Genomic DNA, 16,748 nt, shown 5'->3' on the forward strand with positions numbered 1-16,748 from the left:
GTCGGTCGCGGTCAGGCGCAGCCGAGCGCCGTGAGGTCCACGGCGTCGGCCATCGCCTGCATGCCCTTGTCGTTGGGGTGCAGGTGGTCGCCGCCGTCGAAGACGGGCAGGATCCGCTCGGGGTCGTAGGGGCTGCGCAGGATGCGGTCGAAGTCGGTGACGGCGTCGAACTCCCCACCGCTCCTGATGAACGTGTTGACGTCCTGGCGTACGGACTCGGCGGCCGGGTCCCACTCCGACCAGCCCTTGAAGGGGGCCACGGTGGCGCCGACGACGCACTTGCCCGCCTCGTGCGCACGGCGGACGATCTCCCGGTATCCGGTGATCATGTCCTGGGCGGTCACTCCGGTGTGGGCCTTGATGTCGTTCACGCCCTCGAAGAGGAACACCGTGCGCACGCCCGGCTGCGACAGCACGTCCCGCTGGAGCCGGTTCAGCGCGCTCTGGCCGAGTCCGTCCGCCAGGACCTTGTTGCCGGAGATTCCCTCGTTGGCCACGCCCCTGATCTCGGCGTCCGCCTGCCGCAGGCGGCGGGCGAGGTAGTCGGGCCAGCGCCGGTCGAGGTCGGAGGTGGACTGCCAGCCGTCGGTGATGGAGTCGCCGAGCGCGACCACCGCGCCCGTCGACGCGTCCGCTCGGACGGAGACGGCGTCGAGGTAGAACCAGGAGCCGGTCGTCGCGCTCCACCGATCGGCGCTCTCCTCGGCCGTGTGGTCGCCCTGGCTGACGTACGACGTCTGCATGGCCATCCCGTGACCGCTCGCCGGGCCCGCCGCGTCCGGCGAGTGCAGGCTGACCACCAGGCCGGTCGCCGCGGGCAGTCGGCCGGGCAGCGCGTCGCTCAGCGCGGTCCCGCCGGCGGGGATCGTGACGGAGTGCGCGCCACCGAAGCTCAGCCGCCGGTTGCTGCCGCGCACGAGGGTGGCGCCCTGCTGCTGGACTCCCGCGTGGACGCTGTCGAAGGTCACCGGCCGGTCGCCGAAGGCGTTGGTCAGCCGGATCCGCAGGTCGCTGCCGCCGACGCTGGTGCGCACGACGAGCCGGTAGCCGCGGTCGGCGACGCCTTCCCCCAGGCGGTCGGCGGACGCCGCCCAGGTGACGACGTCGTGCCGGGTGACCGCCGCGTGGGCGGCCGCCGGGAGGGCCTGCGGCAGGACGACGGCGAGCAGGGCGGTGACGAGCACGCGGACCGGCGTGCGACGGGCCGTCATCGGGTGAGGCCCTTCAGAGTGACGGACTCGCCCGGCCGCAGGTCCACCCTCCTGGAGGTGCGGCCGTGGGCCACCGTCGTGGTCCGGCCGCCGACACTGCGCAACCGCACCGAGGTGGGCGTGCCGTCGCGCCATCGCAGGTCGACGACGAACCCGCCGCGCGCGGGCAGGCCGGTGACCTGCCCCTTGGCGGCCCAGGCGTCGGGGAGTGCGGGCAGGAGTTCCAGGTGCCCGGGGCGCGAGTACAGGAGCATCTCCGTCATCGCGGCCGGGGTGCCGAAGTTGGCGTCGATCTGGAAGATGCCGCGGCCCTGTTCGACCTCGTAGATGTCGAACAGGTTGAAGGCGGTGCCGTTGCCGCCGCCGGTCGACGGGCGCAGGTTGCTGGTGACCAGCTCGTACGCCTTCTCCGCGTTCTTCAGACGGGCCCAGCACAAGGCGCGCCAGGCGTTGGCCCATCCGAAGCTGTCCATGCCGCGCGCGGTGAGGAGGGCGGTGGCGCCGTCGACGGTCTCCTGCGGGGTGGAGCCGTCGGGGCGGATGCGGTCGCCGGGGAACAGGCCGACGAGCGGGGAGAGGTGCCGGTGGGTGGTCTCGCCCAGGTTGTCGGGTGACATCCACTCCTCCAGCCAGCCGGTCCTGGGGCTCACCTGTGGCAGGTACAGCCGTTCGCGCAACCCGGCGACGGTGTCCGCGTAGGCGGCGTCCCTGCCCAGTTCGCCGGCGGCGGTGCGGTAGTGGCCGAACAGTTCCCACACCAGCTCCTGGGCGTAGGTGATGCCCTGGGCCTCGAGCGGGCCGTGTTCGGGCGACCAGTCGCTGTCGGCGACGAGGACCTCCCGCGTGCCGCCGGGAAGCGTCGTCGGCAGCAGCCGCGCCTCCCAGAACTGGCAGGCACCCTTCAAGAGCGGGTAGATCCTCGCCAGATGGGCGCGGGAGCCGGTGAACTCGTAGTGCTCCCAAAGGGTGTTGGCGAGCCAGGCGTTGCCCGCGGGATGCCACCACCAGCCCATGCCCCCGTGCGGGTTGGTGGAGATCGCGACGGTCCAACCGGCGTTCTTCCCAGTGGAGTTGCGGTAGCGGTTGCGCGGGTCGTTGAACAGGGACCGGGTGAGCGCGGTCCAGGACGGCAGTTGGGCCAGGCAGTAGTCGGTGAGGGCGTCGAAGCACTGGGACAGGCCGGCGCGGTCGGCCATCCAGTAGTTCATCTGGAGGTTGATGTCGGTGTGGTAGTCGCCCATCCAGTCCGGGTCGTTGCCGTCGAGCCACAGCCCCTGGAGGTTGAGCGGGAGGCTGCCGCGGGATCCGGAGATCATCAGGTAGCGGCCGAACTGGAAGTAGGCCGACTCGAGTTCGGGGTCGGGCGTCCTGTCTCGGGCGCGTGCGGTGAGGCGTTCCCAGGTGTCCAGGGAACGCTGCTGCGCGGTCGACGTGCCGAGCGAGAGGTCCAGTTGACCGTAGAGGGCGCGGTAGTCGGCGACATGGGTGCGCAGCAGCGTGGCAGCCGGGTGGGCGGCGGCCGCGCGTACCTTCGTACGGGCCAGCTTCTCGGGGTCGAGGGACGGGTCGCGGTACTTCGTCCTGGCGTCGGGCGCGTAGTTGGTGCCGCCGCTGACGACCACCGTGAGCTCGGTGCAGCCGGAGAAGTCGATGCGCGCGCCGTTCACCCGGACCCGGCCGCCGGTGCCGTGCGCCGTGACGGCCGCGCCGTAGCGCAGGCCGCCCGGGAAGGACGCTCCGAAGGACTCCGCCGTCCCGCCGGTCTCGCCGTGTGTGCCGTCCAGCGTCACGGACCCGGTGTACCGGCCGCCGCCGCTCTGCGTGAAGTGGAGCACGATCACGTCGTCGGGCCGGCTGGCGAAGATCTGCCGCCGGTACGTCACCGCGGAGCGGACGTACGTGGTCGTGAGCAGGGCCTGGGAGAGGTCGAGGGTACGGCGGTAGCCGTTGACGGCGGACAGGTCGTGGTCGGGGATGTCCACGGTGAGCCGGGCCAGCAGGGTGAAGGAGCCGAAGTCGGCGCGGCCGTAGGGGAACTGGCCGTCGGCGTCGAGCTCGTCGTTGAGGCCGCCGGTCCACATGGTGGCGTCGGTGATCAGGAGGAGTTCCCGGCCGGGGTCGTTGCTCGCCAGGGCGCCGAGACGGCCGTTGCCGACGGGCAGTCCCTGTTCGATCATGGAATGGTCGTCGGCGGGGGCCTGCCACCACAGCAGGTGACGGGTGGCGTCGGCGGGCGGCGGAGCGTCGGCGGGTCGCAGCGGTGCGGCGGAGGCGGTGAAGGCGGGCAGTCCGGCGAGGGCGGCGGCGGTGAGACCGGCGGCGAGGAGGGCGCGTCTGCCGGGGTCCGTGGGGCGGGGGTTCATGGCGGCTCCGGAGGTCTGAGGGGGCCCGGGTGCGGTACCGGGCCCCCGGGTGTCGTCAGGAGGTCTTCGGTACGTCGATCCGGTCGATGTCCGGCGCGTAGCCCGAACCGCTGTCGAAGGTGACGGTGTTGGCGCCCGCCTTCAGCGTCACCGGCACATGGACGCGGGCGACGGTCCCCCAGTCGCCGGTGGCGGGGAACGTGTGACGGGTGGCGCCGCCGCCGTTGGCGGAAACGCTCGCGGAGCGTGCGTCGCCGCTGATGTAGGCGACCTCGATCTGATAGGTGCCGGGCCTGTCGACGACTACGCCGGTGAAGGTCAGCTTGCCGCCGAGGTAGAGGTTGCCGACCTTGCGGTCGCCGGAGCAGGCGGCGCAGTCGGCGACGGAGGCGTTGCCGCCGAGGGTGTTGGCAGGCGCCTCGGCCTCGTAGCCGGTGCGCTCGACCGCGCTGCCGCGCGGGGTGACGGTGAACAGGCGGGAGCCGTGGGCGGGCAGCGCCTGGGTGATCCTGTTCTTGAACGTGCCGAGGTTCTCGTGGTTCCACAGGTCACGGACGGCCGCGTTGCCGGTGAAGCCGAGCGTCGTCCAGTCGGCGCTCACCGAGGCCGGTGCGCCGGCCAGATTGAACAGGGCGACGGTGTAGGTGCCGTCGGGGTTCTTCGCGGCCCACACCCGCTGGGGGTCGGACGCGGTGACCGGGTGCGCGGGCGGTGCGTCGCCCTGGTTGACGGCGATGACCTCGCGGTTGGTCAGCAGGGACAGGCCGTAGGAGTCCAGGCGGGTCAGGTCGTCGCCGGTGTAGAGCGGCGACTTGGCGATGGCCCACAGGGTGGCGTAGGTCTGCCGCTCGGCCTTGGTGAGGCCGTCCATCGCGCCGTTGCCCACGTCGAGCGAGTCGAGGTCGTTCCAGCCTCCGGGACCGGCGTGCCGGGTCCAGGCCGGCAGGTCGTCGAAGCGGTCGTCGACCGAGTTCTCCCAGGAGACCAGGGTGTTGCAGTAGCACTCGACGTCGGTGTCGATGCGCCAGCCGTCGGAGTACTTCTTCCAGTCGGCGGCGTGTCCGATGTCGAGGGACCAGGACACCTCCAGGTGGATCGGGCGTCCGGTGGCCGCGATCGCCTTCTGCCAGGCGGCGACGTCCGCGACGTTGTCGTAGTTGTCGCCGCTCTTGGAGGAGCCCGGGCCGACGCCGTCGAGCTTGAGGAAGTCGTAACCCCAGTCGGCGAACGTCCGCGCCTGGGAGTCTATGTACTTCTGGGCGCAGGGATCGGAGGAGTCGATCTTGTAGGCGCTGTCCCAGCCGTTGGTGGTGCGCAGGTCGTCGTAGACGATGTCGGCCGTGGTGCAGCCTTCGGCGTTCCAAATCGGGGCCTTGCCGTCGGCGTACGCCTCCTTCTCCAGGCCGACCGGCAGGTAGATCCCCGCCTTGAGGCCCTTGGCGTGCACGTGGTCGGCGACGGCCTTCATGCCCCGGGGGAAGCGCTGCGGGTCGGCCTTCTGCCGGGCGTACTGGTCGAACTGCGGCTTCCAGGCCTTGTCACGCCACCAGCCCGCGTCGATGTTGACGTACTCGTAGCCGTACTTCTTCAGCTTCGACGCCAGGGCGTCGGTCTGCTTCAGGACGTTGGCCTCGGTGAGGTAGCTGTAGTCGCCGTCGGGGTTGAGGCCCGGGTACTTGGAGGACTGCATGCTCCAACTCGACCAGCCCATGTACGGCTTGGCGGCGGGAGCCGGCCCGGTGGCCGTGACGTGGGCGGCAGGAGCGGGCTCGGTGGTCCCCGCGTGGGCGGCGGGGGCGATGCCGGCGGTGAGCCCGGCGAGCGCCAGGACGACGACGGCTCCCAGGGCGCGTGCGGGCAGGACGGAGTGCGAGGGTGACCGCATGGGTCTGACCTCCTGGGGTGGGGATGGGCGGGACGGCTCCAGGGCAGCCCGGTCATGGCCCGTACCAGGGGGGAGGGGCCGCTGACCAACTGGCGGGAGCGTGAAGTGGACGCTCTCGTACGGTCAGTTCGGGTCGGTGATGAAGGACTGGATGGCGGTGGCCGCGGCGCCGCGCGCCCACTCCTCGAAGGGCAGCGGGCGGGTCTGCAGGTCGCACTGCGCGGCCGAGCCGAACGCGGCCGCCACGAAGGCGCTGCGGATCTGGTCGGCGAACAGGTCGTAGGCGGCGAGGCCCTCGCCGGAGATGACGACACGCTCCGGGCCGAGCAGGTTGGCCACGGTGGCGATGCCCCGGCCGATCGCCTCCCCCGCCCGTGAGTACGCCTCGCGGGCGTGGGTGTCACCCCGGCGGGCGAGGTCGACGGCCTCGGAGGTGTCGGTGACCTCGACGCCCGTGCCCTCGCGGATGCGGGCGAGGATCGCCGGGTCCGCGGCGATCGCCTCGACGCAGCCGCGGTTGCCGCAGTGGCAGAGCGGCCCGTTCGGGTCGACGGTGACATGGCCGATCTCGCCGGCCACGCCATGGGCTCCGGCGACCACCCGGCCGTGTACCACCAGGCCGCAGCCGACGCCCGCGCCGACGGTCACCACGGCGAAGTTCGACAGGCCCACCCCGGCGCCGAACCACTGCTCGGCGACGGTGAGGGCCCGTACGTCGTTGTCGACGGTGGCCGGCAGGCCGGTGATGGTGGAGGCGAGTTCGGCGAGCGGTACGTCGCGCCACTCCAGGAACGGCGAGTAGCGCACCACGCCCTCGGCGCGGTCCACGTCGCCGGAGACGGCGATGCCCAGGCCCATGACGCGTACGCCGTATCCGTCAGCCTCGGTCAGCAACTCCCGTACGAGCTCCGCGGTCGAGGCCAGGACCGCCTTGGGAGCACGGTCGGTCAGGGGTGCGTGCCGGGCGAGCAGGGTCCGGCAGCGCAGGTCCGTGAGCACCCCGTAGATCTCGTCGCCGGTGAGCTTGAGCCCGAGGAACGACGCGCGGCCCCCGTCGACCCGCACCAGGTTCGCCGGCCGCCCGAGCGCCGGGCGGGCCTGCGTGTCGGCGTCCTCCACCAGGTATCCCGACTCGATCAGGGGCCGGACCGCCTTCGTGACGGCCGCCGCCGACAGGCCGGCCCGCCGGGCGAGTTCCAGGCGGGTGAGCGGGCCTTCGGACAGGACGGTGGTGAAGATCTGCGAAGCGGCCGGCGTTGCGGCGGGGAACGTCTCGGCGGGGTGCGCGGCGAAGGACGAGGGCATGGCCCGGAACCTAGGGCTCTTATTTTCCGCTGTCAATGAAAGAAGCAGGAATTAGCTGAAGGCCCGCTGTGAGCCCCGAGCCCCTTTCGAAAGACCTACGGTGACGAGGTATTGACGTGCGATCGAAGCCGGTGCTCCCCTGGAGGCACGGTCGGCGTCAGCGCCGCGTCCGCAGGCGGGCCAGCAGGCCGCGCGCCTGGGCACGACGGCGCGGGTCGGCCGCCGCGCGCCGTGCCTGCTCCATCGTGCGCCGCCCCTGCGGGCTCCTGGCGAACTCCTTGATGCGCTGAATGACGCTCATCCTCGTCCTCCCCTTGTCTGTCGGCGTACTGCCTCTTCCGGTCGTCCGGCTACCCCCGAACGCGCCGATCAGGCCCGTCGGACGGGGCGTCCGGGTCGGTAGCACGGACGGGGCGTCCGGGTCGGTCACGGACGGCTCGCTCCCCCACCGCCGGCCGTCCGCTCACGCCGCGCGCCCCCTGGCCGCCGTCGTCGGCACAGGCGCGGCCGCGGGGCGGGCGCCCGTGGTCCGGGTGCGGGCGGCGCGGACCCGGTAGGTGGTCTTCGTCGGGTCCGTGACGGGCTCGCCCACCGTGATCCGTCCGGCCGCGTACAGCGCGTCGCACTCGGTGGCGGACAGCGCGACATAACAGCCGCCGCGGCCGCTGTCGGCGTCCAGCGGCCGCCAGTAGCCGTACACCCGGCGTCCATTGGCGTGCTCGGTGACGAACACGGGTGTGCGCGGATCGGAGACGATACGCAGCACGTCGGTCCCGGCACGGTTCGGCGATCCGCTCGGCCGGGTCGACGCGGCCGGCCGCACGTTCCGGGCCGCGCCGCCGTCGTCGGGGACGCCGGGACGCCCTGCCGGACGCGCCTTCTCCTCGCGGCCGATCGGGAGCGGGCCGCGGGGGCTCGGCACGCCGGCCGCGACGACGACCGCGCCCGCCGCGCCGAGCATCGCCTCGTACCCGCGCTGCCGACGGTGAACGTCGGAACGAACGTCGAGGACCTGCGGCTGGACGGCGGTGGGCGGCATCATCGGTGACCTTTCCTCTGCAGGGACAGAGACCGACTACCCGGCAGAGCCGAAGTTGATCTCCTGTCGGGCATCCTTCATCACGCCACTGACAACGGGCCGTGCGAGAAGCCCTGCGCCGCAGGGTGAACGTCGGGTGTCATCGTCCTGGTGACGGCCTTCGGCGTGCGACCCGCCATCGCCGCCGCGAGCACCGTCTCCGCGGTGCTCGGCCGCACGGTGGTCGGAGGCTCCGGGCCCGTCCGGGCTGTTGACCGGGGGCGCCTGGCGCCGACGGACCGGGGAAGGGCCTGCTAGACCTCCCCAGGCGTCACCGCCCTTCCCCGGTCGGCAGGCAACGATTACCCGGATACCCCGGGCTCATGCCCGCGAGATCGACGAACGGCTGTGACCACTCACACAACGCGCTCCATGCACACCAGTTGATCCCGTTCCTCCCATGATTCGGCGACGGTGAAGCCGAGGCGTTCGTACAGGGAGACGGCACCTGTCCGCCACTTCCACACCGACAGCCGAAGGGTGGCGACACCGCTCTCCGCGGCATGCGCGAGCGCCGCGCCGAGCAGGCCGGACGCGATGCCCCGGCTGCGGAACGCCGGGTCCGTCCAGAGCCTCTTGATCTCCGAGCACCCTCCGACAGGGGCGGTCACCACGAGGCAGCCCACGGCCGTGTCCGCGCACAGAGCCATGAGTACGACATCGTCGGCGAACGCGCGCCGCGGGTCCTCGATCTCCGCCCGGTAACGGTCCGGCAGCGCGGCCACCTCGACGACGGCCTCGCCCTTCTCGGCCTCCGTCCGCAGATGGTAGGCCGCCAGAAGCCCGGCCAGCCGTCCCACGGAAGCGCCCCGGCCCGGCAGGCGCACGACGACGACCTCGGGTCGATCAGTCATCCCGCCAGCATCACACATCCGCACCGGTGACCGGCCAGATTGATGCCACATTTGCCGCAAATCCATGTATATGAGATGTGATGCCGGATACCCGTGCGGCATGGTGAGGACACTGAAACGGCATGGACGGCACGGCGGCCGCGTCGCGGACGAGCGTGAGAACGAGCGGGAGAAGGAGCGCGGTGACGAGCGCGGTGACGAGCGCGGGAACACGCGGGTCACGGACACCGCCGGGCCGGATGAGCAGGTGGAGCGGCGGGCGCCGGACAGTCCCACGAAGCTGCCCAAACGCTCCTGGAAAGCGGTGCTGAAGGGCACCCTGAAGGAGTTCAAGAAGGATGAGCTGACGGACCGGGCCGCGGGCCTGACGTATTACGGGATCCTGGCGCTGTTCCCCGCGCTGCTCGCGCTCGTGTCCTTGCTGGGCATCGTCGGACAGTCGGCGACACAGCAGGTACTCGACAACATCCAGAAGCTCGCCCCCGGCCCCGCGCAGGACGTCCTGCGCAACGCGGTGCAGCAGATGCAGGGCAACGGCGGGCTGGGTTCGCTCATGGCGATCGTGGGTCTGGTACTCGCGGTGTGGTCGGCCTCCGGCTATGTCGCCGCGTTCATCCGCAGCGCCAACGCGGTCTACGACATCCCCGAGGGCCGTCCGGTGTGGAAGGTGCTGCCGGTGCGGGTCGCCGTGACCGTGGTGCTGATGGTGATGGCCGTGATCAGCGCGCTGATCGTGGTGTTCACCGGCGGGCTCGCCCGGCAGGCGGGCACGGCGCTCGGAGTCGGCGACGCGGGGCTGACGGCCTGGTCGATCGCGAAGTGGCCGGTACTGGTCGTCCTCGTGACGGTCATGATCGCGCTTCTGTACTGGGCGACCCCCAACGCCCGGGTCCGGGGCTTCCGCTGGGTCACACCCGGCAGTTTCCTCGCGCTGCTGATCTGGATGGTCGCCTCCGCGGGCTTCGCGCTCTACGTGGCCAACTTCGCCTCGTACAACAAGACCTACGGGACGCTCGCGGGCGTGATCGTCTTCCTGGTGTGGCTGTGGATCACCAACCTGGCGATTCTCCTCGGCCTGGAGTTCGACGCGGAGCTCGTGCGCCAGCGCGCCGTCGCCGGGGGCCACCCGGTCGACGACGAGCCGTACGTCCGGCCGCGCGACACCCGCAAGTGGGACGAGGAGGACTGCCGCCGCCTCGGAACCTGAGGCCGCGGAGCGGCTCGTCCAGTTCGGGGAAACCCGCGCCGATCACCCGAGACGGGTGCCGCTGCGGCCCCGGATGTGCTCCGGCGGTTCGGTGCCTGGCGGGAGCAGGGGGTCCGACTCGGGCTCGCCCCAGGTGGAGACCAGGGGGAGGACCCCGGCCCAGATCCCGAGGTCGGCGTCGGGCCCGTCGCCGTCGTCCGGCCCGCCGGTGCGTATCTTCACCGACGCCTCCTCGAGCGAGAGGGCCAGCAGGACCGTCGCCGCCAGTTCCCTGCGGTTCGGCCGGCGCGCGTGGTCCCACTGGGCCGGTGCGGCCTGTTCGGTCAGGCGGCGCAGCCCCGCGAGCTTCTCCTCCGGGTCTGCGACCAGGCGCGGGACGCCGTAGATCATCGCGCTCCGGTAGTTCACCCCGTGCTCGAACACCGACCGGGCGAGGACGAGTCCGTCGAGGTGCGTCACCGTGACGCACACGGTCGCCCGGGGCGACGCGAGCAGGCTGCGGGCGGCCACCGACCCGTGGAAATAGAGAGTGCGTGAGTCGTTCCCGTAGACCGTGGGAACGACCATCGGCTGCCCGTCGACCACCACACCGAGGTGGCAGACGAAGCCCGCGTCCAGGATCGCGTCGAGTGCGGCACGGTCCGGACTCCCCTGGTCCCGCAGACGACGGTGACGGGTGCGGTCGGTGTCGGGCAGCGTGGGAGGCAGTGGGTCCTGGTTCACATCGATCCTTCGCTCGGCACGACCGAAGAGTATCGATACCGTCTTTCGATCGCCAGGTTTCGACGAAATCAGTTCCGAAGAGCGTCACCCACAACGAAATACGTACAAGACGTCGTCGCCGTGTCGGCGGGCCGTCCGGTGGAACCCGGCTCCCTGCGGGAGGCCGAGCGAATCCCAGGGAGGCCACGTGTACGAGACGCCCGACGAGACCTGCCGTCGCATCCACGAGGCGGTCATGGACCGGGCCGACGCGCTCTGGCGGGTCGCGTCGGCGCTGCACGCCGATCCCGAGTACGCCTTCGCCGAGGAGCGGGCGGCCACGCTCCTCACGGACGAGCTGCGCCGGGCCGGTTTCGACGTACGGCTGGATGTGGCGGGCATGCCGACGGCGTTCACCGCGCGCTACGGCGAGGGCCGCCCCGCCGTGGCGCTCCTGCTGGAGTACGACGCCCTTCCGGGCCTGGGGCACGCCTGCGGGCACAACCTGATCGCCGCCGCCGGCCTCGGGGCGGCGCTCGCCGCGCGGGCCGTGCTGGAGCCGGGCGCCGGGGCGGTGCTCGCGGTGGGGTCCCCCGCCGAGGAGGGGGGCGGCGGCAAGGTCCTGGAGGTGGAGGCCGGCGTCTTCGACGACGTCGACGCCGCGCTCATGTTCCATCCGGGCGTGTACGACTGGGCGCGGGCGCCGCTCACGGCGCAGGAGCAGTACCGGGTCGGCTTCCACGGGCGGGCGGCCCACCCCACGGGCAATCCCACCGAGGGCGTGGACGCGCTCGCCGCGCTCGTGCAGCTGTTCAACGTGCTGGCCGCAGTGGGGCCCCGACTGCCGGAGGCCTCCCACGTCCAGGGCATCGTCACGCACGGGGGCACGGCCACCAACATCGTGCCCCCCTACGCCGAGGGACTGTTCGGGCTGCGCGCGGCCACCACGGGCGCACTGGACGACCTGGCCGGACGTCTGCGCTCGTGCGCCGCCGGAGTGGCCCGGGCCACCGGCACCACCGTCTCCGTCGAGCGGGCCGGCGTGCGGTACGAGCACTTCGTCGACAGCGCCGCGCTGTCCGGGCGCTTCGCCGCTCATCTGGGCCGGGCGGGGATCGCCCTCACGCCGCCGGCGCCGGGTGTGTACCTGGGCTCGTCGGACATCGGCAACGTCAGCGCGCGCGTACCGGCCATCCACCCCTTCGTGGCGATCATGGACGAGGACGGATCCGACCACACCCCCGAGTTCGCCTCCGCCGCCGCGTCCGACCGGGCCCGCCGGGTCCTGCCGGCCGTCACGGAGGCCCTCGCCTGCACGGCGCTGGACGTGCTGCGCGACGCCGGCCTGCGCGGCGAGGCGTGGTCGGGACACCGCGCCACCACCGCCGGGGCCCTCGCCCGCTGACTGCGGCACGCCCGCGCGGACCCGTGGCGTGACGCGGTTGACCACCTGCGACATGGGCACTCGGCGAGACACGTTCGGCGACTGCGGGAGGTACACGGTGGCGGTACGGCATCGGTTGATCAAGGCGAGTCCAGGGACGGTGTGGGGCGTCCTGGCCGACGGCGACCGCTACGCGGAATGGGTGGTGGGTCCGTCTTCGTCCCAGCAGGTGGAGGGAGACTGGCCGCAGGTCGACTCGACGATCGCCTACGAGATCCGGCTGGGACCCGTCAGCCTGACCAACGAGACGGTCGTACGGCGCTGCCAGGAGCCGGAAGCCCTGGAGCTGGAGGCGCGCGCCGGGGTGCTGGGCACGGCGCGGATCGCGTTCGAGCTGCGGCCGTGGGGCCGCCACTGCCTGGTGATCCTGGACGAGCATCCGCTGCAGGGCGTCGGCGGGCTGCTGCACAACGCCGGCGTGGAAGTGGTGACCCAGGTCCGGCACCGGGCGCTGCTCGGCCGGCTGGCGAAGGTCTGCGAGGCCGAGGCCCGCGCCGAAGGGTCCGGTGGCGGCCGGGAAACGCCGGTGGCGGCCCGGTCGCAGGCCGCGGGAGGCGCCGATGCCTGACGCGGTGGTGATCGGGGCCGGGCCCAACGGGCTGGTGGCGGCCAACCTGCTGGCCGACGCGGGCTGGAGCGTCGAGGTCCTCGAGGAACAGCCCGAGCCCGGGGGCGCGGTGCGGCACGACCGGTCCGTGGACCCCGACTTCGTCAACGACCTCTTCAGCTCGTTCTATCCGCTGGCCGTCTCCTCCCCGGTGCTGTCCGCACTGCGACTGCACGAACACGGGCTGCGCTGGAGCCACGCGCCCAGTGTCCTGGCCCATCCCCTCACGGACGGCGGCTGCGCGGTCCTCGACCGCAGGATCGACGTCACCGCCGACTCCCTCGACGCCTTCCACGCCGGGGACGGAGCTGCCTGGCGCCGGCTGCACGAGGTGTGGGACCAGCTCCGCCCCGGCATTCTCGACGCGCTGTTCACCCCGTTCCCGCCGGTGCGGGCCACGGCCCGGCTCGCGGCCAGGCTGCGCGCCGCCGGGGGCCTGCGGATGGCCAGAACGCTGGTGCTGCCGGTGCGGCGGATGGGCGAGGAGGAGTTCCGGGGCGAGGGCGGCAGGCTGCTCCTGGCGGGCAACGCCCTGCACGCGGACCTCGCTCCGGAGGCCGCCGGCAGCGGCGGTTTCGGCTGGCTGATGTCCATGCTCGGGCAGTCCTACGGCTTTCCCGTGCCGGCCGGCGGCTCCGGGGCCCTCACGGAAGCCCTGGTCCGACGGCTGCGTGCCGGCGGCGGCACCCTGCGCTGCGGGCGGCGGGTCAGCCGGATCGTGGTCCGTGACGGGCGGGCCGTGGGGGTGCGCACCGCCGACGGGGAACTGATCGCCGGACACCGCGCGGTGCTGGCCGACGTGTCCGTCCCCGCTCTGTACGGCGCGCTTCTGGAGCCGGAGCATCTGCCGCCCCAGGTGCTGGCCGACCTGAAGCGTTTCCAGTGGGACTTCGCGACCTTCAAGGTCGACTGGGCTCTCGACGGGAAGGTGCCCTGGCAGACCGAGGCGGCCCACCGGGCCGGGACCGTGCATCTGGCCGACGGCATGGACGAGCTCACCCGGTTCGCGTCCCAGATCGCCATGCACCAGGTTCCGGACCGCCCCTTCTCGCTGTTCGGCCAGATGACGACCTCCGACCCCGGGCGCTCCCCCGTCGGCACCGAGTCGGCCTGGGCCTACACCCATGTGCCGCAGCTGGTCGAGGGCGACGCGGGCGACGAAGGGCTCACCGGCGCCTGGGACGCGAGCGAGCAGGAGCTCATGGCCGACCGCGTCGAACGCCAGGTCGAGCGATTCGCTCCCGGCTTCCGGTCCCTGATCCGCGCCCGTCGCGTCCTCGCCCCGCCCACCCTCCAGTCCCTCGACGCCAATCTGCACGGCGGCGCGATCAACGGCGGTACCGCCGCGCTCCACCAGCAGCTCTTCTTCCGCCCGCTGCCCGGCAGCGGGCGCCCGGAGACCCCGGTGCGCGGGCTGTTCCTGGCCTCCGCCGGCGCCCATCCCGGCGGCGGCGTCCACGGCGCGCCGGGCGCCAACGCCGCACGGGCGGCGCTGCGCCGGCACCGCCCGACCGGCGGGACGTACGCGCAGCGGGTGCTCGCCCGCCGGGATCGCACCGGCGCCAGGAAGCCGTCCGCCGGCTGACCGACGCCACTCACCACTCCCCCGACACCGCCGAGGAGCCGCTGCGTCGCCGCGTCGCCGCCGAAGACCGTCGTCGAGGCCCCGACAAGCACCGCCGAGGCCCGATGTGGATCATCGAGGAACGGAGCAGGCCGTGCATGAGAGTCCCCTCCAAGACCGCACCGTCGTGGTCACGGGAGCCGCCCGCGGGGTGGGAGCGGCGCTGGCACGGGAGCTCGCACGGCGCGGTGCCCGCCTGGCCCTGATCGGCCACGAGCGGGCGGCGCTGGAGACGGTGGCCGGGTCGCTGCCCACCGCCGCGCTGGCCGTCGAGGCCGACGTCACCGACGGCGAGGCACTGGAGCGGGCGGCCGAGCTCGTCCGCTCGCGGCTCGGTCCGCCCTCGGTCGTCGTCGCGAACGCGGGAATCGCGGAAGGCGGCCCCTTCGCCCTGGCGGACATGGCCTCCTGGCGACGGGTGATCGACGTCAACGTCACGGGCAGCGCCCTGACGGTACGCACCTTCCTGCCGGACCTGCTGGAGACGGCGGGCTACTACCTCCAGATCGCCTCGCTGGCCTCCTTCGGGGCAGCTCCCCTGATGAGCGCCTACTGCGCTTCCAAGGCCGGTGTGGAGGCCTTCGCGCACGCGTTGCGGGCCGAGGTGGCCCACCACGGCGTGGCCGTGGGCATCGCCTACCTGAACTGGACCGACACGGACATGATCCGGGACGCCGACCGCCACGCGGTCCTGCGTGAGCTCCGCGCCCATATGCCGCCGCCCGCCCGGCGCGTGTACCCGCCCGAGTTCGTCGCCGAGCGGCTCGCCACCGCGGTGGAACGCCGCCGCACCGCCGTCTACGTCCCGGCCTGGCTGCGCCTCGTCCAGGGGGCGCGCGCGGCGCTGCCGCCCCTCGTCCTGCGCCGGTCCCGCCACGAACTGCCTCGTCTCGAGGCCTCCGAGCCGTTCCGCCCCACCGGGCTGCTCGGCGCGGGCGGCCGCGCCGACGGCACGGCCGGGCACGGGGGCTGACACACCCCACGGCCCGTTGCACGGCCGGCCGTTCGGCCTCGTGGCTCTCTCACGGGTAACGGGAACGCCCGGCGGCCTGCCCTCCCCCACGGGGCGGACGAGGTGTCGGGGTGTCCCGGCGGTCCGACCCGAAGGGGGCCGATGCTCACGCATCGGCCGAGCACTACGCCCGGGTCCGTGAATCCCCGGCCTCGCGGGCCCACTTCTCGACGACCGGCACGCAGACCTCGGCGAAGTGCTCGTAGTCGTCGGGGGTGTTGTAGACGTGGGCGGACAGGCGGAGGTACCCGAGTCCGCCGAAGCTGGTGAACGCGGCTTCCACGCCCAGCTCGGCGGTCGCACGGTCCCGCAGCGCGTCCGCCGCGAGCCGGCTCGTTCCCAGGCCCTCGGGCAGCCGGACCAGCCGCATCCCGGGGACGGGCATCCCGACGTCCACGGGATCGGCCGGAGCCCCGGACCGGCCGAAGGCCGCCGCGACGACCCGGGCGCCGTGGTCCGCCAGCTCGTCCATGTACCGGCGGGCCGTGTCCCAGCCCCAGGTGTCGTCGACGAAGTCCAGTGCGGCGGGCGCGGCCAGCCAGGCGGTGGCGTCGATCGTGCCCTGCTGGTCGAAGCGGTCGGGGAAGGGTTCGGCCGCGCCCCACGAGTCGATCAGCGGGTGCAGGTCCGCCGACAGCGGGCCGCGGGCGACGAGCGCCGCCGTGCCACGCGGGGCACACCCCCACTTGTGGAGGTTGCCGACCCAGGCGTCGCAGACCAGGCCGTCCAGGGGCGCGGCGAGCAGACCGGGGGCGTGCGCGCCGTCGACGAGCAGGGCGACCCCGCGCCGGGCGGCTTCGGCTCCGACGCGTTCGACCGGCATCAGCCGGGCCGTCGCGGAGGTGATCTGGTCCAGGACGATGAGGGCGACGTCGTCGTCCACCTCCGCCATCACCGCTCGGTACGCCTGCTCGGCGTCGGCCGCCAGCGGTACCCGGGCCGTGCGGACGCGGGTCCCCCAGCGTTCCGCCAGCCGCCGCGCGCCCATGGTGACGGCGCCGTAGCCGTGGTCGGTGACCACGATGTCCCCGCCTGGCCGGGCGGCCAGCGCGGCATGGACGACGCCGGCCCCGGCACTGGCGTTCGGCACGAACGCCAGGTCCTTCACGTCGGTCCGCAGCCGGCCGGCCACGGCCGCGCGGGCAGCGGCGATCCGCCCGGGCAGCGCCGGGAACCATGCGACCGGGGCGCGTTCCATCTCCGCCCGCAGCGCGTTCTGCCGCTCCTGCGCCACCCGTGGGACCGCGCCGAAGGAGCCGTGGTTGAGGTGCCGCATCCGGGGATCCAGCGTCCACGCCTCCAGCGCGGGCCGCCCGTCGGGCAACGTCAACGGCCGGGGCACGGTGACGACTTCGCCCTCGTTCACGGATCTCCTCGGATCGTCCCTGGTCGGGTGCCCTGCCGACGCCGGGCGGGCCCACGATACCGGGGGCGGGTCCGCCCTTCGGACGGACGG

General features: G+C 72.9%; 14 protein-coding genes. 5 read left to right on the top strand and 9 right to left on the bottom strand.

The window, feature by feature from the left end; translation table 11 throughout:
* Positions 1-11 precede the first annotated feature (11 nt).
* From ACIPFH_RS12845 to ACIPFH_RS12875, 7 genes are all read right to left on the bottom strand, one after another.
* Positions 12-1,211, bottom strand: coding sequence for an SGNH/GDSL hydrolase family protein (locus ACIPFH_RS12845; RefSeq protein WP_401825635.1), 1,200 nt, complete (start codon positions 1,209-1,211; stop codon positions 12-14).
* Entirely contained in the window at positions 1,208-3,574 is a 2,367-nt protein-coding gene (locus ACIPFH_RS12850) for a glycosyl hydrolase family 95 catalytic domain-containing protein (RefSeq protein ID WP_401825637.1), read from the bottom strand. Before ACIPFH_RS12850 ends, ACIPFH_RS12845 begins: the two co-directional genes overlap by 4 nt.
* Positions 3,575-3,629: 55 nt before the next feature.
* Positions 3,630-5,459 (bottom strand): alpha-galactosidase D, encoded by a 1,830-nt coding sequence (locus ACIPFH_RS12855; protein WP_401825640.1) that lies wholly within the window; start codon positions 5,457-5,459, stop codon positions 3,630-3,632.
* 123 nt (positions 5,460-5,582) lie between these two features.
* Complete coding sequence (locus ACIPFH_RS12860) at positions 5,583-6,764, bottom strand: ROK family protein (protein WP_401825642.1); 1,182 nt, start codon at positions 6,762-6,764, stop codon at positions 5,583-5,585.
* Positions 6,765-6,921: 157 nt separating this feature from the next.
* Positions 6,922-7,065: a hypothetical protein gene (locus ACIPFH_RS12865; protein ID WP_171401420.1), complete on the bottom strand. Its 144-nt coding sequence runs from the start codon at positions 7,063-7,065 to the stop codon at positions 6,922-6,924.
* 162 nt (positions 7,066-7,227) lie between these two features.
* On the bottom strand, positions 7,228-7,806 hold the full coding sequence (locus tag ACIPFH_RS12870) for a cell envelope biogenesis protein OmpA (RefSeq protein WP_401825644.1): 579 nt from the start codon (positions 7,804-7,806) through the stop codon (positions 7,228-7,230).
* A 392-nt stretch (positions 7,807-8,198) separates the two neighbouring features.
* Positions 8,199-8,696 carry a GNAT family N-acetyltransferase gene (locus tag ACIPFH_RS12875; protein WP_401825645.1) on the bottom strand — a complete coding sequence of 166 codons (498 nt, stop codon included), beginning with the start codon at positions 8,694-8,696 and terminating at the stop codon, positions 8,199-8,201.
* 100 nt (positions 8,697-8,796) lie between these two features.
* On the opposite strand from ACIPFH_RS12875, the gene ACIPFH_RS12880 reads away from it, so the two are divergent.
* The gene (locus ACIPFH_RS12880) at positions 8,797-9,903 is read left to right on the top strand and encodes a YihY/virulence factor BrkB family protein (RefSeq protein ID WP_401825648.1); all 1,107 of its coding nucleotides are present in this window, start codon (positions 8,797-8,799) and stop codon (positions 9,901-9,903) included.
* Positions 9,904-9,945: 42 nt separating this feature from the next.
* Here the strand turns inward: ACIPFH_RS12880 and ACIPFH_RS12885 are convergent, their stop codons facing one another.
* Positions 9,946-10,626: a pyridoxamine 5'-phosphate oxidase family protein gene (locus ACIPFH_RS12885; protein WP_401825651.1), complete on the bottom strand. Its 681-nt coding sequence runs from the start codon at positions 10,624-10,626 to the stop codon at positions 9,946-9,948.
* A 235-nt stretch (positions 10,627-10,861) separates the two neighbouring features.
* On the opposite strand from ACIPFH_RS12885, the gene ACIPFH_RS12890 reads away from it, so the two are divergent.
* From ACIPFH_RS12890 to ACIPFH_RS12905, 4 genes are all read left to right on the top strand, one after another.
* Positions 10,862-12,010 carry an amidohydrolase gene (locus ACIPFH_RS12890; RefSeq protein WP_401826840.1) on the top strand — a complete coding sequence of 383 codons (1,149 nt, stop codon included), beginning with the start codon at positions 10,862-10,864 and terminating at the stop codon, positions 12,008-12,010.
* Between the two features lie 97 nt (positions 12,011-12,107).
* Positions 12,108-12,617 carry an SRPBCC family protein gene (locus ACIPFH_RS12895; protein WP_401826842.1) on the top strand — a complete coding sequence of 170 codons (510 nt, stop codon included), beginning with the start codon at positions 12,108-12,110 and terminating at the stop codon, positions 12,615-12,617.
* Positions 12,610-14,241, top strand: a complete 1,632-nt coding sequence (locus tag ACIPFH_RS12900) for a phytoene desaturase family protein (protein WP_401825654.1) — start codon at positions 12,610-12,612, stop codon at positions 14,239-14,241. Before ACIPFH_RS12895 ends, ACIPFH_RS12900 begins: the two co-directional genes overlap by 8 nt.
* A 133-nt stretch (positions 14,242-14,374) precedes the next feature.
* The gene (locus ACIPFH_RS12905) at positions 14,375-15,253 is read left to right on the top strand and encodes an SDR family oxidoreductase (protein ID WP_401825656.1); all 879 of its coding nucleotides are present in this window, start codon (positions 14,375-14,377) and stop codon (positions 15,251-15,253) included.
* 163 nt (positions 15,254-15,416) lie between these two features.
* Here ACIPFH_RS12905 and ACIPFH_RS12910 read toward each other — a convergent pair whose 3' ends face one another.
* The gene (locus tag ACIPFH_RS12910) at positions 15,417-16,658 is read right to left on the bottom strand and encodes an aminotransferase class V-fold PLP-dependent enzyme (RefSeq protein ID WP_401825659.1); all 1,242 of its coding nucleotides are present in this window, start codon (positions 16,656-16,658) and stop codon (positions 15,417-15,419) included.
* Between the last annotated feature and the right edge of the window lie 90 nt (positions 16,659-16,748).

Source organism: Streptomyces sp. NPDC088157 (assembly GCF_044741545.1).
Lineage (GTDB): Bacteria > Actinomycetota > Actinomycetes > Streptomycetales > Streptomycetaceae > Streptomyces.

What these genes read in the sequence shown, in the direction of transcription:
- ACIPFH_RS12870 (WP_401825644.1), bottom strand. Translation starts at nt 7,806, where the DNA reads ATGATGCCGCCCACCGCCGTCCAGCCGCAGGTCCTCGACGTTCGTTCC.
- ACIPFH_RS12850 (WP_401825637.1), bottom strand. Translation starts at nt 3,574, where the DNA reads ATGAACCCCCGCCCCACGGACCCCGGCAGACGCGCCCTCCTCGCCGCC.
- ACIPFH_RS12865 (WP_171401420.1), bottom strand. Translation starts at nt 7,065, where the DNA reads ATGAGCGTCATTCAGCGCATCAAGGAGTTCGCCAGGAGCCCGCAGGGG.
- ACIPFH_RS12860 (WP_401825642.1), bottom strand. Translation starts at nt 6,764, where the DNA reads ATGCCCTCGTCCTTCGCCGCGCACCCCGCCGAGACGTTCCCCGCCGCA.
- ACIPFH_RS12855 (WP_401825640.1), bottom strand. Translation starts at nt 5,459, where the DNA reads ATGCGGTCACCCTCGCACTCCGTCCTGCCCGCACGCGCCCTGGGAGCC.
- ACIPFH_RS12880 (WP_401825648.1), top strand. Translation starts at nt 8,797, where the DNA reads ATGGTGAGGACACTGAAACGGCATGGACGGCACGGCGGCCGCGTCGCG.
- ACIPFH_RS12845 (WP_401825635.1), bottom strand. Translation starts at nt 1,211, where the DNA reads ATGACGGCCCGTCGCACGCCGGTCCGCGTGCTCGTCACCGCCCTGCTC.
- ACIPFH_RS12900 (WP_401825654.1), top strand. Translation starts at nt 12,610, where the DNA reads ATGCCTGACGCGGTGGTGATCGGGGCCGGGCCCAACGGGCTGGTGGCG.
- ACIPFH_RS12890 (WP_401826840.1), top strand. Translation starts at nt 10,862, where the DNA reads ATGGACCGGGCCGACGCGCTCTGGCGGGTCGCGTCGGCGCTGCACGCC.
- ACIPFH_RS12875 (WP_401825645.1), bottom strand. Translation starts at nt 8,696, where the DNA reads ATGACTGATCGACCCGAGGTCGTCGTCGTGCGCCTGCCGGGCCGGGGC.